Origin of the sequence: Bacteroides sp. 1001136B_160425_E2 (assembly GCF_015559655.1) — a bacterium.
GTDB classification, from domain to species: Bacteria; Bacteroidota; Bacteroidia; order Bacteroidales; family Bacteroidaceae; genus Bacteroides; species Bacteroides luhongzhouii.
Window position 1 is genome coordinate 23,189 of record NZ_JADMQH010000008.1, and the last position, 25,245, is coordinate 48,433.

Genomic DNA, 25,245 nt, shown 5'->3' on the forward strand with positions numbered 1-25,245 from the left:
GGCTATGAAGAAGTTTTTCATAACGGTTGTTCTATCGCTTTCGTGTGTATTGTCGGTTTCGGCACAAAAACAGATGGAGGCATCAACGCTTAACCTGATAGGTAAGCCGTTTGAATCGACTCCCAATCCGTATCATAGAGTCGATACATTGGTTTATAAAGGTTTTAACAGAACAGAGAATCGACAACTCCGTTGTTCTGCCGGTATGGCTGTATTGTTTAAAACGAACACACGTAATATACAGATTACGACAAAGTGGGGGTATGTATATTCGAGCCATTCAACCATGCCGATCTCTTATAAAGGATATGATCTTTATATCAAAAATGCAAACGGTAGATGGCAGTATGCGGCAAGCGGTTCATTGAAAGCGTATAAAGGCGAGAAAACTGAGACATTCACGCTCATTGAGAATATGGATGGTACGATGCACGAATGTATGATGTATATGCCAATGTATTCGGAGGTCATTTCTTGCAAGATAGGGATAGATGACGATGCTGTTATCGAACCGTTGAAGTCCGATTTTCGTCATAGGATAGTGGTATATGGCTCTTCATTTACGCAAGGAGTAAGCACGGATCGATCCGGCATGAGTTATCCCATGCAATTTATGCGAAATACAGGTCTTCAAGTCGTGTCGCTCGCAACAAGCGGACGTTGTCTGATGCAGCCTTATATGCTCGACGTTCTTGCGGAAGTCAAGGCTGATGCCTTTATATTCGATACATTTTCAAATCCTGACGCAGAACTGATAAGAGAGCGCCTGATGCCGTTTATAGATCGGCTTATAGCGGCACATCCGGCTACTCCGTTGATATTTCAGCGTACCATCTATCGCGAACGACGTTCATTCGATACAGTTCTTGATGCGAAAGAACGGGCTAAGGCGGCAACCGTAGAGGAGTTGTTTGCAAAAATCCTCACGAACCCGAAATATAAAGACGTTTATCTGATTGCGCCTGATGCTTCCGATGCGCATGAGACATCGGTCGATGGAACTCATCCAAGTAGTTATGGATATGCACTTTGGGCGAAGTCAATAGAGACTCCGGTAATAGAAATTTTAAGTAAATATGGTATAAAATGAGACAAGCGGTATTAGTAGAACCAAAACATATTGAATTTCGTGAGGTTGAGGCGCCTAAGGCGTCGGACCTGAAAGGACATCAGGTGCTTCTGAATATTAAGAGAATAGGTATTTGTGGAAGTGAGATACATTCTTATCACGGATGTCATCCGGCAACTTTCTATCCGGTAGTTCAGGGGCATGAATATTCGGCAGTGGTAGTCGCTACGGGGACGGAGGTTACGATCTGCAAGGCGGGTGACGTTGTCACCGCACGTCCGCAACTGGTGTGTGGGAAGTGCAAGCCTTGTCAGCGGGGAGAGTATAATATTTGTGAAGAACTAAGAGTGCAAGCCTTTCAGGCAAATGGAGCTGCGCAAGACTTTTTTGTGGTTGATGATGACAGGATTGCAGTGTTGCCTAAAGGTATGTCGCTTGATTATGGGGCTATGATAGAACCGGTGGCAGTGGCTGCGCACGCAACCATGCGTGGCGGGGACTTGAAAGGTAAGAATGTGGTTGTATCGGGTGCCGGAACGATCGGTAACCTCGTGGCGCAGTTCGCTAAGGCAAGAGGAGCCAAACGGGTTCTTATTACTGATGTAAGTGATTTCAGACTTGAAATCGCTCGTAAATGTGGTATAGTAGATACGCTCAATGTAGCTAAGACGCCGCTCAAAGAAGGAGCGAAGAGGCTTTTCGGGGATGAAGATTTTCAAGCTGCGTTTGAGGTTGCCGGAGTTGAGTCGAGCATTCGTTCGCTTATGGAGTGTATCGAAAAAGGGAGTACCATCGTTGTAGTGGCGGTATTTGGCAAGGATCCGTCGCTTAATATGTTCTATTTGGGAGAGCACGAACTGAAGGTGAACGGAACGATGATGTATCGCCATGAAGATTATCTTACGGCTATCGATCAGGTAAGTTCGGGAGCTATCCGTCTCGAACCGCTTATTTCAAATCATTTCCCGTTCGAGCAGTATGACGAGGCATATAAATTTATAGACGAGAATAGTGCAACATCCATGAAAATAATTATAAAACTATAAAACCATGAAAATAATAGGTATAGGAGAAGTTGTTTGGGATTGCTTCCCGGAAGGTAAGAGACTTGGCGGAGCGCCTATCAATTTCTGTTTTTTTGCGAAGGAATTGGGAGCAGAATCATATCCCGTTACGGCAATAGGTGACGATGAACTCGGCGATGAAACATTTGCGGTGCTTAAAGAGACCGGACTTGATTTAGGATATATTTCCCGTAATATTTTGCCGACAGGTAAAGTACTTGTGTCGTTGAATGAGGCTGGTGTACCGCAATATGACATTGTTGAGAATGTTGCTTGGGATGCTATCGAGTGTAGTCCTGCGACCATGAAATTTGTCGGCGATGCAGATGCTGTTTGTTGGGGCTCTTTGGCACAGCGAAGCGAAAAGTCACGTGCTGCAATCTTGAGGCTCATAGATGCCGTGCCGGATACCTCTTTGAAGGTGTTCGATATTAATATCAGGCAACATTTTTATTCGACAGACTTGATTGTGGAATCCTTGCAAAAAGCAAATGTCCTCAAATTGAATGAAGACGAATTGCCGTTATTGATCTCTCTTCTTTCCCTTTCTACTGATTTTGTGGAAGCTATCGCAGAACTCATTGCTCGTTTCTCGCTCAAGTATGTTATATTCACACAAGGGGCAGTACGTAGTGGCATATATGATGCAAGTGGGGAAGTGTCATCCATAAACACACCTAAAGTCGAGGTGGCCGATACTGTAGGTGCAGGCGACTCGTTTACTGCTACCTTTGTTGTGAACATACTTAGAGGGGCGTCGGTTGCTGAATCACACCGCAAAGCGGTGGATGTATCGGCATATACTTGTACACAAAGAGGGGCAATTAACCCGTTGCCGGACAGTAAAAAGTAATTTTTAAACGAAGTGTGGTGGGGAAACTTTATGCCCGGAAAGGTTTAGGTGAATCACGGAAAGTGTCGCTCGAAAAGCGGCTCATACTGTTGTGAAGCATCCGTTCCGGGTAGCTGATCATTCTTCGATAAAATTCTTAAAGTCACTCCAAAAAGGTGATAATCTATATGATGTAATAGATCCTTTGGGAACATATATTTTACAAATGGATTTATCTTTTATCTTTAGGGTACTTGAATCCTTTATAATTGGTGGTGTGACTCTTTTTACGTGTATTTCCACTATGGGACAATATTCAAAAGCTGACGATTGGATTTCACTAACACTGTTGGGAATTTCCACATATTCTAAGGATTCGCAATTTCCGAAAGCATTTGCTTCAATTTTAGTAGGTCCTTCCGGTATTATTATTTTTTTTACTTTTCTACTATAATTCAAAAATTGTACACTGATAGTAGACAAGTTTGGCGATAGCTCAACTTCATCAAAACTTGTATATTGGAATACGCCTTGTTCGGTAAAAGTTACTGTAGTAGGTATAGTTAGTTTCCCTTTCATGAATGTAGAACCGAATGCAAAAAAATCGATTCTGGTTAGCCCTTCCGGGAGTTTTATAGTATTAAGATTTATAGCTCTATTAAAAGCAAGTCTCTTTATAATTTTTACTGTAGAAGGCAGGGACACTTCTTTCAAGTTACGACATGATAAAAAGGTATATGCCGGTATGACTGTTAGTTCCTTAGGTAGTTTTACTTCCTCTAATATTGAATTCTCAAAGTTGCGTTCAAGTAATTCATCGGAGTTGAAGGTTAAATCATTGGTTTTAAACTCATGTATCTTGGTGTCATTTATATCTAAGGTAATAAGTTGACTCATTTCTTTTAAAGTCATTAAATCCCTGGCATCAAGATTTCCGGTGAGTGTTAAATCTGTGATGGTTGTTTTATTTGTTTCTAAGATACTTTCTAGACTTCCGGGTATTTCTATGTTATAACTGGCTTTAATGATTTTGCGAGTAATGGTAAGTTCACAACTAGCTTTTGCTTTTGATTCCTTTAGTTGTGCTGTGATGGTTGCATTCCCTTCTTTAACTGCAGTAATGTTTCCATTATATACTGTTGCAATTTTGTCATCTGACGATGTCCATATTATATCTTTGTATGTTGCGTTGTCCGGTTCGATAACAGCAGATAACTGATGGGTTTCTCCAGCAATTAATTTAACTGCGTTTTCTGATAATTTGATAGATGTAACTTCAATCGGAATAACATTTACCTGACAGGTGGAGAGAGGACCGAAATCTTTGGCTTTAGCAGTAATAATAGTAACACCGATAGACAGTGCTTTAATTTCTCCGTGGGCATTAATTGTGGCAACGTCTTTATTGGAGGATGTCCAAATATATTCAGGAACGGGCAAGTCTTCTGGAGAGTGTTTTATGGTGAGCGTGTGACTATCACCAATATTTAAAGTTACTTCTTCTTCGGTAATTTTTATTGCATCAATCGTTTGTTGTATAATTTTATCTTCTATGTCATTCTTGTCACTACAACCATTTATGAACAATGTTAAAACTAGTACGGAGAGTAAATTTAATGATTTCATATTAAAATTATGTTTGTTTTGTTGCTCTGTTGATAAAGCATTAAAATTATTTTGTTGCAAAGATAGATATAATGTGTAAGTCTCGAAAGCTTTTAATCGCATTTTTATGAATAACTCCGATTTAATAGTTATTTTTGCAGAAATAGTCAAGGCTATGTTCATTACAGAAAACTAGAATGAGCCGGAGTTGCTTGTATATCTCATTGAATAATAATTTTACGAAATAAAGGAATCCATGTTGAAAATATTAGTAACCTACGCCGTACAAGGCGAATTTGTAGAGATTAAATGGCCGGATATAGAACCTTACTACGTTCGTACAGGCATTGGTAAAGTGAAATCAGCTTTTCATCTGGCAGAAGCAATCCGCCAGGTACAACCGGATTTGGTGCTCAATATCGGAAGTGCCGGAACAGTCAATCATCAGGTAGGAGACATCTTTGTATGCCGCAAGTTCGTAGACCGTGATATGCAGAAAATGAAAGAGTTCGGATTGGAGTGTGAGATCGATTCATCAGCTTTGCTCGAAGAAAAAGGTTATTGCACGCATTGGACGGAACATGGAATCTGCAATACAGGAGATGGCTTCCTCACCGAGTTGACCCACGTTAGCGGAGATGTTGTAGATATGGAAGCATACGCACAGGCATTTGTCTGCCGTTCAAAAGAAATCCCGTTTATTTCCGTGAAATACGTGACTGACATAATTGGTCAGAACTCCGTGAAACATTGGGAAGATAAACTAGCCGATGCCCGGCAGGGACTATCACACTATTTCAATGTCTTGAAAGAAAGAATATGATAAGTGACTCCTGCGGCTATCAATCCCAGGAGAATCTTTACCCATATAAAAGGAATCAGGAAGAAAATGCAATAAAGCATCGTTCCCCACATTAATACGAGGGAAATTATTTTGGCGCGGAGAGGAATCGCCTTGTTTTCGCGGAAATTGCGGATATAAGGACCGAAGTGCCGATGATTGAGCAGCCAGTTATATAATTGGGGTGACCCTTTGAAATAAAGGGCGGCGGTGAGCAATAAAAAAGGGGTAGTGGGCAGTAGCGGCAGAAAGATGCCGAGAATGCCGAGCGCAAGGGAAATACTACCTAAAACAATATAAAGAGTTTTCATGCGGCAAAGATAGTGCAAAAAAAGGGAAAAAATAACACTCTTTGCTGAATGAAAACTCTATTTTGTATTACCTTTGCCGTTGCATCGAGGTGACATTAGATGCGTGTAACTATTAAAATACATACACTCATGTTTACAGTAATCAAACGCATGGAGATCTCGGCTTCTCATAAGCTGGTACTCCCGTATCGCAGTAAATGCGCCAGTTTACACGGTCACAACTGGATTATCACCGTCTATTGCCGTTCCGCACGGCTCAACTCCGAAGGGATGGTGGTAGATTTCACCCGCATCAAAGAAGTGGTCACGGAGAAACTCGACCATCAAAATCTGAATGAAGTACTTCCATTCAATCCCACAGCGGAGAATATCGCCCGGTGGGTATGCAAACAGATTCCTCAATGCTATAAAGTAGAAGTGCAGGAATCGGAAGGAAACATTGTCATCTACGAGAAAGATTCCAGCGGCGCAGAAGGACAAGAGTAGCAAACCAAACAAATTTTGATGATGAGAAAGATTAATGAAATCTTTTACAGTTTGCAGGGCGAAGGCTACCACACCGGAACCCCGGCTATCTTCGTACGTTTTTCCGGCTGCAACCTGAAATGTGACTTTTGCGACACACAACACGAAGAAGGAAAAATGATGACCGACGATGAAATTATCGCCGAAGTGAAAAAATATCCTGCCGTCACCGTTGTCCTCACAGGTGGCGAACCTTCCTTATGGATAGACGATGAATTGATCGACCGTTTGCACCAGGCAGGTAAATATGTGACTATCGAAACCAACGGTACACGCCCCCTGCCGGCAGCTATCGACTGGGTGACCTGCTCCCCCAAACAAGGGGTGAAACTTGCCATCGACCGGATGGATGAAGTGAAAGTGGTCTATGAAGGACAAGATATAAGTATTTTTGAACTACTTCCGGCCGAACATTTTTTCCTCCAGCCTTGTTCTTGTAATAACACTGCTTCAACAGTGGACTGTGTAATGCGACATCCCAAATGGAGACTCAGCCTGCAAACACACAAATTAATCGACATCCGTTGAACAAAATAGACGGGTGATACGGAAGAAGCTTAAATTATTACAAAATATAGTATGAAAGTAGGTTTGTTTATTCCTTGTTATATTAATGCTATTTACCCCAATGTGGGAGTGGCATCGTATAGACTGTTGAAAAGTTTGGGAGTAGACGTCGATTATCCGTTGGATCAGACTTGTTGCGGACAACCGATGGCAAATGCCGGTTTTGAAGATGAATCGATGAAATTGGCACTCCGTTTTGACGATTTATTCCGGAAGTACGATTACATCGTCGGTCCTTCCGCCAGTTGTGTGGCTTTTGTGAAAGAAAATCATCCGGGCATCTTGGAGAAAGAAGGACATGTTTGTCAGAGTGCGGGAAAGATTTATGATATTTGTGAGTTCATTCACGATGTCCTGAAACCTTCCAAAATTCCTGCACGCTTTCCTCATAAAGTCAGTATTCATAATAGCTGTCATGGGGTGCGCGAACTGTTGATTTCCGCTCCCACCGAACTGAACATTCCTTATTACAATAAATTGCGTGACCTGCTCGATCTGGTAGAAGGTATCGAAGTATTCGAGCCCAGCCATATTGACGAGTGTTGCGGCTTTGGCGGAATGTTTGCTGTGGAAGAACAGGCAGTCTCCGTTTGCATGGGGCGTGATAAGGTAAAAGATCACATGGCTACCGGAGCCGAGTATATTGTCGGAGCGGACAGTTCCTGCCTGATGCACATGCAAGGTGTCATCAAACGGGAGCATCTGCCTATTAAGATTATCCATATTGTAGAAATTCTAGCGTCACAATCATGAGTACAAAACATTCAAAGGCTGCCGAAAAGTTCTTGCAGGACAGCAAGATGGCAGCATGGCATAATGAAACCCTTTGGATGGTCCGTGCCAAAAGGGATAAGATGAGCAAGGAAGTTCCCGAATGGGAAGAGTTGCGCAACAAGGCTTGCGAGCTGAAACTATACTCCAACAGTCACCTCGAAGAACTTCTGTTGGAGTTTGAGAAGAATGCTACCGCCAACGGTGCCATCGTGCATTGGGCAAAAGATGCTGATGAATACTGCGCCATTGTCTACGAGATACTGAATGAGCATAACGTCCACCATTTCATCAAGAGCAAATCCATGCTCGCCGAAGAGTGTGGATTGAATCCTTTTCTGATGGAGCGGGGGATCGATGTCGTAGAGTCCGATTTGGGCGAACGCATCCTGCAACTGATGCATCTCGAACCGAGCCACATCGTATTGCCTGCCATCCACATCAAACGGGAACAGGTAGGCGAACTATTCGAAAAGGAGATGGGCACGGAAAAGGGAAACTTTGACCCTACCTACCTGACTCATGCCGCACGTAAGAACCTGCGCCATCTTTTCTTGAATGCTGAAGCTGCCATGACAGGCGCCAACTTTGCCGTCGCTTCAACCGGTGACATTGTGGTCTGCACCAATGAAGGAAATGCCGATATGGGTACCTCATACCCGAAACTGAACATTGCCGCTTTCGGTATGGAAAAGATCGTCCCGGATTTGGACGCGTTAGGTGTGTTCACCCGGTTACTCGCCCGTTCGGCTACCGGACAACCGGTGACAACATATACTTCTCATTACCGCCGTCCCCGCGAAGGCGGTGAATACCATATTATCATCGTAGACAACGGCCGGAGTGCCTTACTATCCAAGCCCGATCATATCAAGACATTGAACTGTATTCGTTGTGGTGCGTGCATGAATACCTGCCCGGTGTACCGCCGGAGTGGAGGTTACTCTTATACGTACTTCATCCCCGGACCTATTGGTATCAACTTGGGTATGGCTCACGCTCCGGAGAAGTATTATGATAATCTTTCAGCTTGTTCTCTGTGTATGTCCTGTTCCGATGTTTGTCCGGTGAAAGTAGATTTGGCCGAACAGATCTACAAGTGGCGTCAGGATTTGGATGGACTGGGGAAAGCCAATACGGGAAAGAAGATCATGTCCGGTGGTATGAAATTCCTGATGGAGCGTCCGGCATTGTTCAACGCAGCCTTGTGGGCAGCCCCGGTGGTAAATGGTCTGCCTCGTTTCATGAAATACAACGATCTTGATGATTGGGGAAAGGGGCGTGAACTGCCGGAATTTGCCAGCGAGTCGTTCAATGAAATGTGGAAGAAAAACAAAGTACAGGGAAAGGAGGAATCCAAATGAGCAGTAGAGAAGATATATTAGCCAGCATCCGCAAGAATACGCAGAAACGTTATGATAAACCGGATATTGCGGATATGAAACGATTGTCATATCCTGACAAGATAGAACAGTTCTGTGCAATCAGCCGTGCAGTGGGTGGTACGGCAGTTGTATTGGGCGAAGGGGAAGATGTGAATGCGGTCATACGCCGGACTTATCCGGAAGCCATGCGTATTGCTTCCGTATTGCCGGATATTTCCTGCGCTACGTTCAATCCCGATAATTTGGATGATCCGAAAGAGTTGGACGGCACAGATGTTGCCGTAGTGAAAGGAGAAATCGGAGTGGCCGAAAACGGAGCCATCTGGATACCGCAGACAGTGAAATATAAAGCGATCTATTTTATTTCGGAGAAGTTGGTCATTCTGCTCGACCGGAATAAAATTGTAGATACCATGTATGACGCCTATCGGAAACTGGACGGACAGGAATATCTGTTCGGAACGTTTATCTCCGGTCCTTCAAAGACAGCTGATATTGAGCAGGCTTTAGTGATGGGAGCGCATGGGGCACGAGACGTGTTAGTGATATTAACATAATGTTTCCCTGTTGATTATTCTAAAATAAATTTGGTTTCAAAACAATGGAGTTTTATATTTGTTAGTACAAACGAAATGGAGACTCCGTTGACGCTGTAAAAACAGAGGCTCTATTGGTAGGAAATAGAGCCTTTGTTTTATATAAACAGAGCTTCCGTTTGATGTAAATAGAGGCTCTGTTTCTGTTTGTCCATAGTAGATAAACGAGTTTGTAGAATAAGAGTAGTAAAATGTTTAATAATAAATCGTATGTATGCCAATAAAGTAAAGAAAATAGCCGCCGTCCATGACCTTTCGGGAATGGGGCGCGTATCTCTGACCGTCGTCATTCCTATTCTTTCATCCATGGGTTTTCAGGTCTGTCCGCTTCCTACGGCTGTATTATCCAATCATACGCAATATCCCGGTTTCTCCTTTCTCGACCTGACGGACGAAATGCCGAAGATTATTGCCCAATGGAAGAAGCTGGAGGTAGAATTCGACGCTATCTATACCGGCTACTTGGGTTCTCCGAGACAAATTCAGATTGTTTCTGATTTTATCAGGGATTTTCGTCGACCGGATAGTTTGATCGTTGCCGATCCGGTGTTGGGAGATAACGGACGATTATACACCAACTTTGATGGAGAGATGATAAAAGAGATGCGCCACTTAATCACGAAAGCAGATGTGATTACCCCCAATCTGACGGAACTGTTTTATTTATTGGATAAACCCTATAAAGCAGATAACACGGATGAAGAGCTGAAAGAATATCTTCGTCTTTTGTCCGACAAAGGTCCGCAAGTGGTTATCATCACCAGTGTTCCTGTACATGATGAGCCTCATAAAACGTCTGTTTATGCCTATAATCGTCAGGGAGATCGCTACTGGAAAGTGACTTGCCCTTATCTGCCCGCACATTATCCCGGCACGGGAGATACTTTTACAAGTGTCATAACCGGTTCTTTGATGCAGGGAGACAGTTTGCCGATGGCGTTGGACCGTGCCACACAGTTTATCCTGCAAGGAATCCGTGCCACTTTTGGATATGAATATGATAACCGCGAGGGCATTCTATTGGAGAAAGTGCTTCATAATTTGGATATGCCGATACAGATGGCTAGTTACGAACTGATTTAAGATAGGCTTTGTGTTGTTATTACTATGCCAATAGGTTGGCATAACAATGCCACCTTGTTTGCATGTCCGTGCCACTGTGTTGGCACAAATGTGCCTTCTTATTGGTATTTATTAAGTTCAGAATCGTACTGTTACTCTTGCCGGGAGTTTTCCATCTGTCCACTTAGGTCCTTCTTTGACAAGCCGGATGGCTTCTTTATCAGCGAATTCACATAATCCATGAATAACAGTGATATTTTGTGGCTTTCCTTCTTCATCAACAAAGAAAGAAAGGACTACCTCCCCTTTAATATCTTTACACTTTTCATCTGTCGGACGAACGAGATTCTCCTTTAGGTATTTCTGATAGCTACGTTTACCGATGACAGGTTGCGGAGTAATCTCTTTCTCTGCCTGTTCCTTAACCGTCACAACATTTCCGGCAGTGGTTGACTTCTTATTTTTCTTGGTTCCGTATCCCACTACCACCACTTCATTGAGTGCCTGTTTGTTTTCGTTCATGGCAATGAGCATCGTCCGGCTGGTATCTACCCGGATTTCTACCGGATCATATCCGATATATTCCGCTGTCAATCGTTTCTTATCATCCTTTTTGACTAACGAAAATTCTCCATTCATATTTGTGATGGTTCCGATATTCGTTCCTTTATATGTCACACTGGCTCCGATAAGCGGTTCTCCTTTTTCGTCGGTCACTCTCCCTTTAATCATGTTATTTTGAGGAAGGACAGCCGCTACCTTAGCCAACTTCATTTTCTTATCAGATTCAGATCCGAAAGTATCCATCGTTGCTACTACTTCTTGCAATGCAGCAGTCTCTTCCGAGATTTCCTCCATCACCGGCACAGTTGCCACAGGCGTACCTTGTTGTGGTTGGGAAGTCGCTTGGATTTTGGCAACCATATCTTTCTTATCCGCTTGTCTCGCAGTAATTTCGGAAACAGGAGTGGAATCCGTTTTTATTTTTGCGGTAGCCAATGCGATTTCCTTTTGTGGAGTTGCCGGAACTGTTGGAGTTGCGGGAATAGCCGGAGTGGGCGGAACTGCGGGTTCAGCCAACTTGGTGGAAACACTTTCTTTGGCGATGAACACTTCATCCGTCATACTCTTTTTCAGGAACAGGAAATAACTACTGATACCGAATCCGATAACCAGACAGGCAGCGATGCTCCAGATGATAGCACGGGTGTTCTTTTTCTTTGCCGAATGAGCTGAAACTTGCATTCGCAGTTTCTCGATCCGTTGTTCGTGATTTCCCTCCACCTGGTTGTAACCATCCATAGCATCGGCCAGAAAAGGATCCTGCATCGACTCTCGTTCCAGTCGGTGTGCCTCTTTTCCTTTGCGGGGTCCTCGTATGTAGTCCAATAGTTTCATAGGGCTTGTTTCTTGATACAAATTTTTAAATTTCGCTTTCCGTTCTGGATATAGCTTTTCACATTGTTCAGAGTAAATCCGGTTTGTTCCACAATGTCGGCATACGACATCTCTTCGAGGAAGAAACGCGTAATACTGGTCCGTTGTTCTTCGGGCAACTTTTCGAGACAGTGATGTAATGCCTTCAGTTGTTCCTCCGAACTTTCCTCTTCACTTAATAGATGCAGAAATTCGTCAGATTCCATAATATTAACCGTATAATCTAACGGAATTTCTTTATTTTCCTTCCGTAAAAGTTGCAGGCAATGATTCTTCGCCACCCGGTAGAGCCATGGCTTGAAAACTTTTATCTCATAATTTCCCAGTTTAGGCAATAAATCTTCAAACAACTGCATGACTGCTTCCTGTGCCCGGTCTTCATCATGCAAGTATTTCAGGCAAAGTCCGTACAGTAACGGGATATATCGGTTATATAGTTCACCGAAATATTCCGTATCGCCGGACTTCGTATAGTGTATCAGTAATTCCTCGTCCGATAGTTTCGATATGTTTCTTTTGAAAAACAGACTGTTTTTGTTGTCAAAGATAGGGATTGGAACTAAAAATAGCAATAAACAGAAGAAAAATAAAAAAAACTTCAATCGGTTTATGGAATCAGTGTGAAATCTGCATCTCTATAGTAAAAGCGAACTATTAGTAACATTTTAAATAATGAAGTTATGAAAACAAATCAATTCAGAGCAATGATGCTCGTACTGCTGATGGCAGTTGTTTCTTTAGGTATGGTGAACGCGCAAGTTATTACCGTGTCGGGTACTGTGACGGATGCAAAGGATGGAACTCCGCTTGTCGGCTGTTCGGTACAGATAAAGGGTACTACGAAAGGTACGGTAACGAATACGAATGGTCGGTACACGATACAGGCTAAGAAAGGGGAAACATTGCTGTTCCAGTATATCGGGTATAGGCAAGAGAAAAGGGTGGTAAAATCGGCCACGCTGGATGTGAAGATGAAAGCTGACGAACTGGTATTGGAAGAATGTGTGGTGGTAGGATATGGGCATGAGACAAGGGCTGCAAAATTAATGTCTACTGCTTATATGGCAGTATGTCCGACATCAGGAGTCATGTATGATGCTGCAAATGCGGAAGAATACGGGGAGTTTCAGGAGAACGGTTTCAAGAGTGTGTCGGATGCTCCGCTTTCTACTTTCTCTATTGATGTAGACGCCGCTTCTTATAGTAATATGCGTCGTTTTATAAATAAAGGTGAACTGCCTCCGGTTGATGCCATCCGTACGGAAGAATTAGTGAACTACTTTTCTTATGATTATCCGAAGCCGGCAGGAAATGATCCTGTGAAAATTACGATGGAATCCGGAGCCTGTCCCTGGAATAGCAATCATCGTCTTGTACGTATCGGCCTGAAAGCGAAAGAAATCCCGACGGATAATCTGCCTGCGTCTAATCTGGTATTCCTGATTGACGTCTCCGGTTCTATGTGGGGAGCCAACCGGTTGGATTTGGTGAAGTCATCTCTCAAATTATTGGTGAATAACTTACGTGATAAAGATAAAGTAGCGATTGTGACTTATTCTGGCAGTGCCGGTGTGAAACTGGAAGCAACTCCGGGCAGCGACAAACAGAAGATTCGCGAAGCGATAGATGAATTAACGGCTGGTGGTTCTACGGCAGGTGGCGCAGGTATCTTGCTAGCATATAAAATAGCCAAGAAGAATCTGATCTCTAACGGCAATAACCGTATCATACTTTGCTCCGATGGTGATTTTAATGTGGGCGTTTCTTCCGCTGAAGGATTGGAACAATTGATTGAAAAAGAACGAAAGAGTGGAGTGTTCCTTACTGTACTGGGCTATGGCATGGGTAATTATAAAGATAAGAAGATTCAAGTATTGGCTGAAAAGGGAAATGGCAATCATGCTTATATAGATAACTTGCAGGAAGCCAACCGTGTTTTGGTAGGCGAATTCGGTGCTACGCTGCATACAGTGGCAAAAGACGTCAAACTGCAAGTCGAATTTAATCCTTCCCAAGTGCAGGCATATCGTCTGATTGGTTACGAAAGCCGTCTGTTGAAAGACGAGGATTTTAATAATGACGCTAAAGATGCCGGAGATATGGGTGCGGGACATACGGTGACAGCCTTTTACGAGGTGGTTCCTACAGGAGCAAAGAATGAATATGTGGGTAAAATAGACGACTTGAAATATCAGAAGAAAGAGAAAGTGTCTGTGAAGCCGACAGGCTCTAATGAACTCCTGACTGTGAAGCTGCGTTATAAAGCTCCGGATAAAGATGTCAGCAAGAAAATGGAACTTCCTTTCGTAGATAATAATGGAAATAATGTTTCTTCCGATTTCCGCTTTGCTTCTGCAGTGGCTATGTTCGGACAGCTACTTCGGGAGTCTGACTTTAAAGGAAATGCCAGTTACGACAAAGTGATTGATCTGGCCAAACAGGGACTGAATAATGATGATAAAGGATATAGAAGAGAATTCATTCGTTTGGTTGAGGCTGCTAAAGGATTGGAAAGAACGAATAAGAACTAGGACAGCAGATCACTGATATGAATAAACGTAAAATTCCAGATAGATAATCTTAGAAAATAATAGTGACGGTATATGCTCGGGATAGTGACGCTATCACTGTTGTATACCGTCACTATCTTTGTCGGATACCGTCACTATAATTAATTTCGTCCGAAATTCGTCTGACCTAAAACGAAAAATAGCCATAAACTTTTCGTTTATAGCTATTTAACTCTGCACGGGAGGAGAGGCTCGAACTCCCGACACCCGGTTTTGGAGACCGGTGCTCTACCAACTGAGCTACTCCCGTGTTTGCGGCTGCAAAGGTAGTAGAAACTTCTGAATCTCCAAACATTCGGGTAAATAAGTTTTGAATTATTTTAATTTTTTCCACTCATCGGGCTTAAAACCGACCAGAACGAAGCTGTCTGTCACTACCAATGGGCGTTTTACCAATTTACCGTTCGTTGCCAAGAGTGCTATCTGCTCTTCCTCACTCATTGTAGGTAGTTTCTCGCTTAGTTTCAGCTCTTTATATACTAATCCACTCGTGTTGAAGAATTTCTTCACCGGTAGACCGCTGCGTGGAATCCATGCTTTTAATTCTTCAACCGTAGGATTTTCTTCTACAATTAATCGGTTTGTGAACTCAATGTTATTTTCTGTTAACCATTTCTTGGCTTTCTGGCATGTGCTGCATGCCGGGTACTGCAAAAATAATGTTGCCATATTCATTTATAATTTAATTCTTACTATGTAATACTTAATACTTAAACTTCACCTCAATATCTGCAAATCCTGAAACATAATCCGATAAGCGGCTGCTTTCTTATCCAATGCCAGTGGGTATGCTCTTGATGAGGAAGGCATACGGTAAAGCCGCATGGCGCGTCCTTCGAAAACAAACTCGGAGTAATCGCCTACTTTCGGCTCTTCTATATCGAATTGCTGTCGGAGAGTGTCCGTTGCTTTTTGCCCCGTAGTGACGATGGCTTTGCATTCGGGAAGTTGTAGCAGTAATGCTGCTACATCGGTAGCCTCCACTACTTCGAGAAACTTATCCGATGCGTTATCCTGCAACCGGCGGATGGATGAAGCGGTATCGAACAGGGCAATTCCCTTTTCGTTCAAAAAGTCTATGATTTGCTCACGACAGAACGATTTTAGTGTCGAATTCAGAAAGTGATTCTTATCATTAAAGAATAAGATTCCGTATATACGCCACATATCATTGTTTAGGTTCGGATAATAAAAGTCCATCGACCAACGTTTTTTCTGTGGCGGAAAACTTCCCAGCATAAGTAGCTTTGATTTCGCTGGGAGAAATGGTTCTAACGGATGTGTTTCGATTTCCATATTTCTTTCATTTTTAATTTAGCACAAAAATAGTGATAATGTTTATTTCCCTCAAAATCAATGAGAAAAAATGCTAGATTTAAAATATTTAGTTATTTTTGCGGCATAATGAACAAACAATATTTTATTATATCATTGAAAAAAGAAATTTTAGTAAGTTGTTTCTTGATGAGCTTGTTTTTCCTGGAGGGTGGGAATTGTTATGCTTCGGAGCAACAGGTGTTAAGAGGGACAGTAGAAGCTCTTTCTGACAATTATACCGTGAGAGGGCGTGTTATTGATATCTATGGTGAACCACTAATCGGTGCTACAATACGAGAAAAGGGGGGAGCTAATGGTACTGTGACCGATATTGATGGACGATTCTTTTTATCTGTTCCGGATAGTGCTGTCTTGCAGGTTTCTTTTGTAGGTTACAAGACTTTAGAAGTCAATGTGACAGGTCGGACTATGCTTGAAATACGTCTTCAGGAAGACGCGGTGATGCTTGATCATGTCATCGTAACAGCCTTGGGACTTGAGAAGGATGAAGCTACACTGGCTTATTCTGCGCAGAAAATCAAGGGAGAGGAACTGAATCGTGTGAAAGAAATAAATATGATTACTGCGTTGGCAGGAAAAGCTGCCGGTGTACAAATCAATAAGAACTCTTCCGGTATGGGAGGGTCTGCAAAAGTCAGTCTCCGGGGAATCCGTTCGGTGTCCGGTGATAATCAACCGCTTTATGTGATAGACGGAGTGCCGATGTCGAATACCTCTTCCGAGCAGGCTTATTCGGCTATTGGAGGTACGGCGAATGCCGGCAACCGTGACGGAGGAGATGGGATTTCTAATCTAAATCCGGAAGATGTGGAAAGCATCAGTATCCTGAAAGGTGCTCCAGCAGCAGCTTTATATGGTAGCATGGCTGCTAACGGGGTCATTCTTATCACTACTAAAAAAGGAAATTCTGCCGGGCAAAGGAATATTAATTTCTCTACGGGACTAACTTTCGAGAAAGCATTCAGCCTGCCTGAAATGCAGAACCGTTATGGTGTCAGTGATGTGGTGGACAGCTGGGGTGAGAAAGAGAATCTGACGCTTCATGATAATCTGAATGATTTTTTCCGTACCGGATTGACCTCAATGACTTCTGTATCCGTCAGCTATGGAAATGAAACTCTGCAAACTTATTTCTCCTATGCCAACACCACCGGGAAGGGGATTATGGATAAGAATAAGCTGAAGAAGCATAATATAAACCTACGCGAAACGGCTACCATGTTCAACAAACGTTTGAAACTGGATGGTAATGTGAATGTAATGAAACAAACTGTCGAAAATAAGCCGGTATCGGGAGGCTTTTATATGAATCCGTTGGTAGGGCTTTATCGTTTTCCTCGTGGTGAGAATCTGTCTTATTATAAAGATCATTTTGAAACTTATGACGAAGAGCGGAATTTGAATGTACAGAACTGGCATACGTTTACTGAAGATTTCGAACAGAATCCATATTGGATAGTGAATCGTATACAAAGTAAAGAAACACGTACGCGCGTTATCCTTTCCCTTTCGGCAAACTTTAAGATAAATGATTGGTTGACGATTCAAGCTCGTGGCAACATGGACTACTGGGCTGACAAGTTGCGTCAGAAATTCTATGCGTCTACCGCTACTGCCCTGTGTGGAGTGAACGGCCGATATATTGAAATGGATTATCAGGAAACACAGATGTATGGTGATGTGATGGCGATGTTTAAGAAAACCTGGGGAGATTTTACACTGGATGCGGCTATTGGCGGTAGTATAAATGACCGAATCAGAAATTCGACCCGTTATGATTCCAAAAATGCTTCTCTGAAGTTTGCTAATGTATTTAATATTGCCAATATCATCATGAACAGTTCTGCCAGTATTGATCAGAAAATAGATGAGCATCGTCAGTTGCAATCTATTTTCGGTACAGCACAGATTGGCTACAAGGAAAAATTATTTCTTGATTTGACAGCTCGTAATGACTGGGCATCAACCTTGGCTTATACTGAACATGAGAAAGCGGGATTTGCTTATCCTTCCGTTGGTCTTTCCATATTGCTTGATAAATGGGTGAAGCTGCCCGAATGGATTTCTTTTGCGAAACTGCGTGGTGCCTATAGTAAAGTGGGGAACGATATTCCTGTATTTGTCACTAATTCCACTTCTCATATCGGTGCCGGTGGCGAGATGCAGGCGAATGATGCCGCTCCTTTCAAAGATATGGAGCCGGAAATGACTCATGCCATGGAATTCGGAACGGAATGGAGATTCTTCCAACATCGGTTAGGAATCAATCTGACTTATTATCGTACCAATACTTATAATCAGTTTTTCAAACTTCCTGCACTTGCAGGTGATAAGTTTGCTTACCGATATGTAAATGCCGGGAATATTCAGAACCGTGGATGGGAAGTGACACTGAACGGAACTCCGATACTGACTTCTGATTTCACTTGGAAAACTTCCATTAATTTTTCTGCTAACAAGAATAAGATTGTGAAGCTGCACGACGAATTGAAAGAATTAGTCTACGGGCCTACGAGCTTTTCTTCCAGTTATGCAATGAAACTGGTGAAAGATGGTTCTATCGGTGATATCTATGGTAAAGCTTTTGTACGTGATGCCGCAGGAAATATTGTTTATGAAACAGAAGGAGATTACAAAGGACTTCCATTGGTGGAAGGTGACGGAAACACAGTGAAAGTAGGAAATGCCAATCCTGTCTTTATGATGGGATGGGATCACACATTCTCTTACAAAGGATTCAGCCTTTATTTCCTGCTTGACTGGCGTTACGGAGGCAAAGTCCTTTCGCAGACACAGGCGGAAATGGATCTCTATGGCGTATCGGAAATTACGGCTGATGCGCGTGACAGAGGATATGTAATGCTTGAAGGTCAGCAGATCGATAATGTGAAAGGATTCTATAAAAATGTAGTGGGCGGGCGTGCCGGAGTGACAGAATATTATATGTATGATGCTACTAATTTACGGTTGCGCGAAGTATCGTTGAGCTATAATTTCTCAAAGAAGTGGATACAGAAAACGAAGGTTTTGAAAGACGTGCAGCTTTCGTTTGTGGCACGCAATCTATGTTTCTTATATAAGAAAGCTCCTTTTGATCCGGATTTGGTACTTTCCACCGGGAATGATAACCAAGGTATTGAAGTATTCGGAATGCCTACAACCCGTAGTTTGGGCTTTACTCTGAAATGTGAATTTTAAAGGTAGGAGAGAGAAATGAAGAGAAAATATGTATATCTATACTTGCTGGGCTTACTGCTCTTTTCTGTAGCATGTACCGGTCATTTCCGTGATTACAATACCGACTTGTCCGGTATCACGGATGATGACTTAATAATTGATGACAATGGTTATGGAATCCGTTTGGGCATTATTCAGCAGGGGATTTATTTTAATTACGACTACGGAAAAGGGAAGAACTGGCCTTTTCAGCTGATACAGAATCTGAACGCAGACATGTTCGGTGGGTATATGCATGACGGCAAACCCTTGAACGGAGGTTCCCATAATTCCGACTATAATATGCAGGATGGTTGGAACAGCGCCATGTGGACGCATATGTATTCTTATATTTTCCCACAGATATACCAATCGGAGAATGCTACCCGGAATACACATCCTGCCTTGTTCGGGATCACGAAAATATTAAAGGTGGAAGCAATGCATCGTGTGACGGATTATTATGGTCCCATCATTTATAAGAATTTTGCGAATGCGGAAAACCATTACTGTCCTGATAAACAAAAAGATGTTTATTATGAGTTTTTCAATGAACTCGATTCTGCCGTGGTTGCTCTCACCGGTTATATAGAGGAGAAACCGGAATTCAATGGATTTGCGCGTTTTGATATTTTGTTGGATGGGAAATACCCCTCCTGGATAAAGTTTGCCAATTCGTTGCGTTTGCGGCTGGCAATGCGTATTGCTTCTGTTGTCCCCGATAAGGCACGTGCTGAAATACAGAAAATAAAGGAAAACGATTACGGCTTCTTTGAAGCGGAAACAGGCGGAGCTGTTGTTTCTGCCAAATCCGGATATACCAATCCATTGGGAGAACTTAATCGTGTGTGGAATGAAACTTACATGAGTGCTAATATGGAATCAATCTTGGCCGGATATAATGATCCCCGTCTTGGAATTTATTTCGAACACTGTACGGATGAAGCCTTGAAAGGACAATATCGTGGAATTCGTCAGGGGACATGTTTTGCTCATAGTCATTATTCCGGATTGTCGAAGCTGTTTGTCAAGCAAAGCACCGATGCGCCTCTGATGACTGCTTCGGAAGTCTGGTTTCTGCGTGCCGAAGCTGCTTTGCGCGGGTGGACGGATGAAGATGAAGAAACCTGTTATCAGAACGGTGTAACTACTTCTTTCCATCAATGGGGAATCTATGGTGTAGAAGATTATCTGCAAAGTGAACGTACAGCCTCTGACTTTATAGATACGTATGATGAGGAAAATAATATAGAGGCCCGCTGTAAAGTCTCTCCCAAATGGGATCCGTTGGATGATAAGGAAACGAAACTGGAGAAGATCATTACGCAGAAGTGGATTGCTATGTTTCCGGAAGGTTGTGAAGCCTGGGCTGAACAAAGACGGACAGGATATCCCCGTTTATTCCCCGTACGATTCAATCATAGCAGAAACGGATCTATCGACACGGAGATTATGGTGCGCCGTCTAAACTTCCCTGGTACCTTGCAGACAGAAGACCCGGAGCAATATTCCGCACTTGTGGAAGCTTTGGGAGGAGATGATCATGGGGGTATAAGACTTTGGTGGGACACGGGAAATAATAACCTGGAATAAAAAAAGATAAAAGTAGTGTGTTTATATGTGTTGCTTTAACTATTTTTGCATCTTCATTTAAACACATTTACTTATGAAACAGATTATCTCTGCTCTTTTCCTTTGTATGTTGCTTTCTGCCGTACCGGGATTGCAGGCGCAAAACATCCAGTTACATTATGATTTCGGACGTTCTTTGTATGACAAAGATTTGCAAGGTCGTCCGCTGTTAACCTCCACAGTAGAGAAGTTTCATCCTGATACTTGGGGAAGTACTTATTTCTTTGTCGATATGGATTATACCTCCGAAGGTGTCGCTTCCGCTTATTGGGAAATAGCCCGTGAACTAAAATTCTGGAAAGGTCCTTTTTCTGCGCATCTTGAATATAACGGTGGATTATCCAAAGGAATGTCTTATAAAAATGCTTATCTGGCAGGAGCTACTTATACCTTTAATAATGCCTCTTTTTCCAAAGGTTTCACACTGACCGCCATGTATAAGTATATCCAAAAACATCCATCACCCAACAACTTCCAGTTGACAGGTACGTGGTACGTGAACTTCTGCCGCAACCTGCTTACTTTCTCCGGCTTTGCCGACTGGTGGCGTGAAGAAACGAACTACGGAAAGACTATCTTCCTCTCCGAACCACAATTCTGGGTAAACCTGAATCAAATCAAGGGAGTAAATAAAAATTTCAATCTAAGTGTTGGCTCCGAAGTCGAATTGAGCAACAACTTTGGTGGCCGCGATGGCTTTTATGTGATTCCAACACTTGCTCTGAAATGGACACTGAATTAAAAAACAGATTAAAAGAAATTGAATTAAAAGAAGTCGGACTAAAAGAATCTGAACTTCAGAGGAATCTCTGTTTACCCCTTTGCGGAACTTACAAAAATATATAGACAACCTATTAAATGAAAACTGATTTAATCTACGGTGTAGAAGACCGTCCCCCTTTTAAAGATGCCCTGTTTGCGGCTTTACAACATCTTTTGGCTATTTTCGTAGCGATTATTACACCTCCGCTTATCATCGCAAGTGCTTTAAAGCTGGATGTAGAAAAGACAAGCTTTCTGGTTTCCATGTCCCTTTTTGCTTCGGGAGTATCTACCTTTATACAATGCCGCCGTTTGGGTGCGATAGGAGCAAAGATGCTCTGCATCCAGGGAACCAGTTTTTCTTTTATCGGCCCTATTATCGCTACAGGAATGGTCGGCGGATTGCCGTTAATCTTCGGTTCCTGTATGGCTGCCGCGCCTATCGAAATGATTGTCAGCCGCACATTCAAATATCTGCGTAATATCATCACTCCGCTGGTTTCCGGTATTGTCGTACTGCTTATCGGATTGAGTCTGATAAAAGTAGGTATCGTATCTTGCGGAGGCGGATATGCAGCTATGGATAACGGTACGTTTGCTACCTGGGAAAACCTGTCTATTGCAGCACTGGTACTTCTTAGCGTCTTGTTTTTTAACCGTTGTGGGAACAAATACCTGCGCATGAGTTCCATTGTACTCGGTCTTTGCTTTGGCTATGGCTTGGCATTTGTTTTGGGAAAAGTGGATATGAGTGCGTTGAATGTGGAAATGCTGATGAACTTTAATATTCCCCAACCTTTTAAATATGGTGTTGATTTTAATGTGTCTTCTTTCATAGCCATTGGTCTGGTCTACCTGATAACTGCCATTGAAGCAACAGGTGACGTGACTGCCAACTCTATGATTTCCGGACTTCCCATTGAAGGAGATTCCTATTTGAAACGAGTTTCCGGTGGAGTAATGGCAGATGGATTCAATTCTTTCCTTGCCGGTGTATTCAACTCTTTTCCCAACTCCATCTTTGCGCAGAATAACGGTATTATCCAATTGACCGGAGTAGCCAGCCGCTATGTCGGTTATTATATTGCGGTAATGCTCGTTCTTTTGGGATTATTCCCCATCGTAGGTGCCGTATTCTCCTTAATGCCCGATCCTGTATTGGGCGGTGCAACCTTACTAATGTTCGGCACAGTAGCAGCGGCAGGAATCCGTATCATCTCCTCACAAGAAATAGGGCGTAAAGAAACTTTAGTATTAGCAGTCAGCCTCTCTTTAGGCTTAGGAGTAGAACTAATGCCGGACGTATTACAACAAGCCCCGGAAGCAATTCGAAGTATCTTCTCTTCAGGGATCACCACCGGAGGTCTTACTGCAATTATTGCAAATATAGTAATACGTGTAAAAGTTGTCGATTAATACTTGACACCTAATACTTGATACTTAAATTACTCATTTTATCGGTAGTGCGGAAGGGGAAATCAGGATACTCGTAAAGACTGAAGCGAGGTTCGGTTTCTCCTTTCGTATAATTCCAGATAGAAGCATAATCTTCCGGATCTTCTCCCATCTTGGCTAATTGGCGCAGATAAGCAGCCAGTGATTTATTTTCTACAATATAAATCTGTCCCATCTGGTCGATAATCGGGCTATGATGACGAGTGCCGTCATGTTCGAAGCGCAGAATACGTTTTCCTTCCTCCGTTAGTCCCACCACCTGAAAAGTCATACTCTTACCGATAGCCGGTAAATTCAGCACACTGCGATCCGTAGCAAGGAAAAGTAAATGATGCTTTCTCATGAAACGTCTTAATTGTTTGGCAACATCTTCTTTCGGCTCCTCTTCCGTTCCAACCTTCGTTTCTAATATCTTATATAATTCTTTTTCCTGTTCCGGCGTCATCCAGCCATAGATCTTTTCCTCTTGTTGTTCCTGCATCGAACGACTATTAGGAGCAAATACCGCATAATTTTCATTGAATCCCTTCACCGAGAAAGTATAATAACACATGACTCCCAATGAATTAAGCACCTGGCGAAGCCGCGTCGTATGTCCCCGGCGTGAAGCCGCCACGGTATATACCAACTGATTCGTGATAATCCATCCGGCAGAAAGAACTTTCCTGATTGCTTCTTTAGCTTCAGGCGTAACCTCCAACGGTGTCTGAAAATGAGTCTGGATAATAAACTGTTTCACCCCGATAGCCGAAGCCTTCTCCTTGAATTCCCGCAGAATATCCACCAATCCGTCATTGATACGCATCGGCAAATAAGCCAATAACCGTGACCCCAGCCGTACCCGTTGCAATTCCGCATATTTCTCTCCTTCCGGGCGTTCGAGATTCGCCCTCTGTTTGCGTGCCGCCATCCGATACACCGCATCCAGAATATTCTGAAGCGTCTTATTCTGACTCATCAGCGCATCGCCCCCTGTAATCAGGATATCCCGCAACTGCGTATCCTCTTCAAAATAAGTCATCAACCGGCGCAACTTACGATCCCATGATTCCTTCGGACGTAAAGACTCAAACTCGAAATTCAACCGTTCGCTTTGGAAATCATACATCCGCTGACAAGAAGCACAAAGTCCCCCGCAAGCTCGTCCCATCGTGTCAGGAATGAGAATAGCCACCTCCGGATACCGACGATGAATATTATGCCCGTCCGGCAGGAGCCATCCCGCAGCATTAGGCTTACCAGCCTCTACAATATCCTCCTTTTCCCACGCGCGAATATTTCCATACGTCTCCACCAACCGTGGCGAATAAAGAATATAACTCCGAATAGCATCGTCATTATACCCATATCCCGTGATATTGAGTAACGACAAATAATAAGGAGTCGCAAAAAATGGCATCCCCTTTTTTCGTGCCCGATAAAGCAAATACATAGTCTCCGAAGAAAGAGAATTCCCCAGGAACCGATTCAGTTCTCCCGGACTCTTCACGGCCATCGCCAAATGAAAGCGGAAATCATTCCACCATTCACTCACCAACCTGTATTTCTCCTCATAACTCATTCCCTCCTCAAAGTGGAAACGCACTGAAGGCTTCGACTTCCTGTTCTCAATCTTCTGAATCAGCAAGTGCAACATCCGTTCCTTATTTTCATCCCGTATCTCCCGTACCTCTTCATCCAGTCCGGTTTCCCACCGGTCATTCCGGCTTTTGATACGCTGCGGTGACGGCAAAGGCGTAACTTCTCCCTTCAACCGTTTAAACATCTGGTAAATTTCAATAAACAAATCCGTCGGCATCTCCATATTCTCCAACGTCCCCGTCAGAAACTCATAAAGCAGCCGAATAGTCTGTACTGACATATCCTGTCCCGTAGACAGTTCATGGACATTCTGCCCATCATAATGGAGTAAGAGTCGAATTTGCTCCCTTGCCTCCTCCGCAGCTTCGTTTTCTATCCTGCAAGTTTCCAACAACCGCAGTATTCCAGCCTTGAAATCCTCAACAGTAGAGCTCTTATCCGCTATCTCCACTATCTCCGGAATTTCCTGACCATAGATTTGTTTCAACTGTGAAAAAGTAAGTGTAAGCATTTTCTTTTGTTTCATAAGCAATCTATCAATTTTTAAATTATATAATAAGTATTTTAAGTTTGAACTACCCCGCGCCGCATGGTCTTCCGGCCTAGTCTGCCCTTCTTAACGCCGG

At 43.0% G+C, this 25,245-nt stretch carries 22 protein-coding genes and 1 tRNA gene; 15 read left to right on the top strand and 8 right to left on the bottom strand.

Going from position 1 to position 25,245, the window contains the following annotated elements; all coding sequences use genetic code 11:
- Positions 1-4 precede the first annotated feature (4 nt).
- From I2I04_RS09420 to I2I04_RS09430, 3 genes are read left to right on the top strand one after another with little or no spacing between them, the layout of a single operon-like run.
- Complete coding sequence (locus tag I2I04_RS09420; RefSeq protein ID WP_195654882.1) at positions 5-1,090, top strand: SGNH/GDSL hydrolase family protein; 1,086 nt, start codon at positions 5-7, stop codon at positions 1,088-1,090.
- Complete coding sequence (locus I2I04_RS09425) at positions 1,087-2,115, top strand: zinc-dependent alcohol dehydrogenase (protein WP_143258233.1); 1,029 nt, start codon at positions 1,087-1,089, stop codon at positions 2,113-2,115. Before I2I04_RS09420 ends, I2I04_RS09425 begins: the two co-directional genes overlap by 4 nt.
- A 4-nt stretch (positions 2,116-2,119) precedes the next feature.
- Complete coding sequence (locus tag I2I04_RS09430) at positions 2,120-2,986, top strand: carbohydrate kinase family protein (RefSeq protein WP_195654883.1); 867 nt, start codon at positions 2,120-2,122, stop codon at positions 2,984-2,986.
- Between the two features lie 117 nt (positions 2,987-3,103).
- On the opposite strand, the gene I2I04_RS09435 is transcribed toward I2I04_RS09430, so the two are convergent.
- Positions 3,104-4,591, bottom strand: coding sequence for a leucine-rich repeat protein (locus I2I04_RS09435; RefSeq protein ID WP_229126963.1), 1,488 nt, complete (start codon positions 4,589-4,591; stop codon positions 3,104-3,106).
- A gap of 235 nt (positions 4,592-4,826) precedes the next feature.
- On the opposite strand from I2I04_RS09435, the gene I2I04_RS09440 reads away from it, so the two are divergent.
- Positions 4,827-5,393 carry a 5'-methylthioadenosine/S-adenosylhomocysteine nucleosidase gene (locus tag I2I04_RS09440; RefSeq protein ID WP_143258236.1) on the top strand — a complete coding sequence of 189 codons (567 nt, stop codon included), beginning with the start codon at positions 4,827-4,829 and terminating at the stop codon, positions 5,391-5,393.
- Here I2I04_RS09440 and I2I04_RS09445 read toward each other — a convergent pair.
- Positions 5,363-5,722, bottom strand: a complete 360-nt coding sequence (locus tag I2I04_RS09445; protein WP_195654885.1) for a YbaN family protein — start codon at positions 5,720-5,722, stop codon at positions 5,363-5,365. The genes I2I04_RS09440 and I2I04_RS09445 overlap by 31 nt on opposite strands.
- A gap of 129 nt (positions 5,723-5,851) precedes the next feature.
- On the opposite strand from I2I04_RS09445, the gene I2I04_RS09450 reads away from it, so the two are divergent.
- From I2I04_RS09450 to I2I04_RS09475, 6 genes are all read left to right on the top strand, one after another.
- Positions 5,852-6,208 (top strand): 6-pyruvoyl trahydropterin synthase family protein, encoded by a 357-nt coding sequence (locus I2I04_RS09450; RefSeq protein WP_143258237.1) that lies wholly within the window; start codon positions 5,852-5,854, stop codon positions 6,206-6,208.
- Positions 6,209-6,229: 21 nt separating this feature from the next.
- Positions 6,230-6,775 (top strand): 7-carboxy-7-deazaguanine synthase QueE, encoded by a 546-nt coding sequence (locus I2I04_RS09455; RefSeq protein ID WP_004304788.1) that lies wholly within the window; start codon positions 6,230-6,232, stop codon positions 6,773-6,775.
- A gap of 51 nt (positions 6,776-6,826) precedes the next feature.
- Positions 6,827-7,567, top strand: coding sequence for a (Fe-S)-binding protein (locus I2I04_RS09460; protein ID WP_143258238.1), 741 nt, complete (start codon positions 6,827-6,829; stop codon positions 7,565-7,567).
- Positions 7,564-8,949, top strand: a complete 1,386-nt coding sequence (locus I2I04_RS09465) for a lactate utilization protein B (protein WP_004304790.1) — start codon at positions 7,564-7,566, stop codon at positions 8,947-8,949. Before I2I04_RS09460 ends, I2I04_RS09465 begins: the two co-directional genes overlap by 4 nt.
- Positions 8,946-9,527 carry a lactate utilization protein C gene (locus I2I04_RS09470; protein WP_195654886.1) on the top strand — a complete coding sequence of 194 codons (582 nt, stop codon included), beginning with the start codon at positions 8,946-8,948 and terminating at the stop codon, positions 9,525-9,527. Before I2I04_RS09465 ends, I2I04_RS09470 begins: the two co-directional genes overlap by 4 nt.
- Positions 9,528-9,776: 249 nt before the next feature.
- A complete protein-coding gene (locus I2I04_RS09475; protein WP_143258242.1) occupies positions 9,777-10,649 on the top strand; it encodes a pyridoxamine kinase in 873 nt (290 codons plus the stop codon).
- 117 nt (positions 10,650-10,766) lie between these two features.
- Here the strand turns inward: I2I04_RS09475 and I2I04_RS09480 are convergent, their stop codons facing one another.
- Positions 10,767-12,026, bottom strand: coding sequence for an energy transducer TonB (locus I2I04_RS09480; protein ID WP_195654887.1), 1,260 nt, complete (start codon positions 12,024-12,026; stop codon positions 10,767-10,769).
- Positions 12,023-12,592, bottom strand: a complete 570-nt coding sequence (locus I2I04_RS09485; protein WP_195471659.1) for an RNA polymerase sigma factor — start codon at positions 12,590-12,592, stop codon at positions 12,023-12,025. Before I2I04_RS09485 ends, I2I04_RS09480 begins: the two co-directional genes overlap by 4 nt.
- 153 nt (positions 12,593-12,745) lie before the next feature.
- On the opposite strand from I2I04_RS09485, the gene I2I04_RS09490 reads away from it, so the two are divergent.
- Positions 12,746-14,596 carry a vWA domain-containing protein gene (locus tag I2I04_RS09490; protein WP_195654888.1) on the top strand — a complete coding sequence of 617 codons (1,851 nt, stop codon included), beginning with the start codon at positions 12,746-12,748 and terminating at the stop codon, positions 14,594-14,596.
- A gap of 216 nt (positions 14,597-14,812) precedes the next feature.
- On the opposite strand, the gene I2I04_RS09495 is transcribed toward I2I04_RS09490, so the two are convergent.
- The 3 genes from I2I04_RS09495 to I2I04_RS09505 all read right to left on the bottom strand — a co-directional run bounded on the left by I2I04_RS09495 (position 14,813) and on the right by I2I04_RS09505 (position 15,931).
- Positions 14,813-14,885: transfer RNA gene (locus I2I04_RS09495), tRNA-Trp, on the bottom strand.
- A 65-nt stretch (positions 14,886-14,950) separates the two neighbouring features.
- Positions 14,951-15,304, bottom strand: coding sequence for an arsenate reductase family protein (locus I2I04_RS09500; RefSeq protein ID WP_195654889.1), 354 nt, complete (start codon positions 15,302-15,304; stop codon positions 14,951-14,953).
- A 48-nt stretch (positions 15,305-15,352) separates the two neighbouring features.
- The gene (locus I2I04_RS09505; protein ID WP_195471585.1) at positions 15,353-15,931 is read right to left on the bottom strand and encodes a uracil-DNA glycosylase family protein; all 579 of its coding nucleotides are present in this window, start codon (positions 15,929-15,931) and stop codon (positions 15,353-15,355) included.
- A gap of 108 nt (positions 15,932-16,039) precedes the next feature.
- Here I2I04_RS09505 and I2I04_RS09510 point away from each other — a divergent pair, with 108 nt between their 5' ends.
- The 4 genes from I2I04_RS09510 to I2I04_RS09525 all read left to right on the top strand — a co-directional run bounded on the left by I2I04_RS09510 (position 16,040) and on the right by I2I04_RS09525 (position 22,999).
- Positions 16,040-19,171, top strand: coding sequence for a SusC/RagA family TonB-linked outer membrane protein (locus tag I2I04_RS09510; protein WP_195471588.1), 3,132 nt, complete (start codon positions 16,040-16,042; stop codon positions 19,169-19,171).
- A gap of 15 nt (positions 19,172-19,186) precedes the next feature.
- On the top strand, positions 19,187-20,782 hold the full coding sequence (locus tag I2I04_RS09515; RefSeq protein WP_195654890.1) for a SusD/RagB family nutrient-binding outer membrane lipoprotein: 1,596 nt from the start codon (positions 19,187-19,189) through the stop codon (positions 20,780-20,782).
- 73 nt (positions 20,783-20,855) lie between these two features.
- Positions 20,856-21,563 (top strand): DUF5020 family protein, encoded by a 708-nt coding sequence (locus I2I04_RS09520; RefSeq protein WP_143258275.1) that lies wholly within the window; start codon positions 20,856-20,858, stop codon positions 21,561-21,563.
- A 116-nt stretch (positions 21,564-21,679) separates the two neighbouring features.
- The gene (locus I2I04_RS09525) at positions 21,680-22,999 is read left to right on the top strand and encodes a nucleobase:cation symporter-2 family protein (protein ID WP_195654891.1); all 1,320 of its coding nucleotides are present in this window, start codon (positions 21,680-21,682) and stop codon (positions 22,997-22,999) included.
- A 10-nt stretch (positions 23,000-23,009) separates the two neighbouring features.
- Here I2I04_RS09525 and I2I04_RS09530 read toward each other — a convergent pair whose 3' ends face one another.
- Positions 23,010-25,145, bottom strand: coding sequence for a KamA family radical SAM protein (locus I2I04_RS09530; RefSeq protein ID WP_195654892.1), 2,136 nt, complete (start codon positions 25,143-25,145; stop codon positions 23,010-23,012).
- Positions 25,146-25,245: the final 100 nt, after the last annotated feature.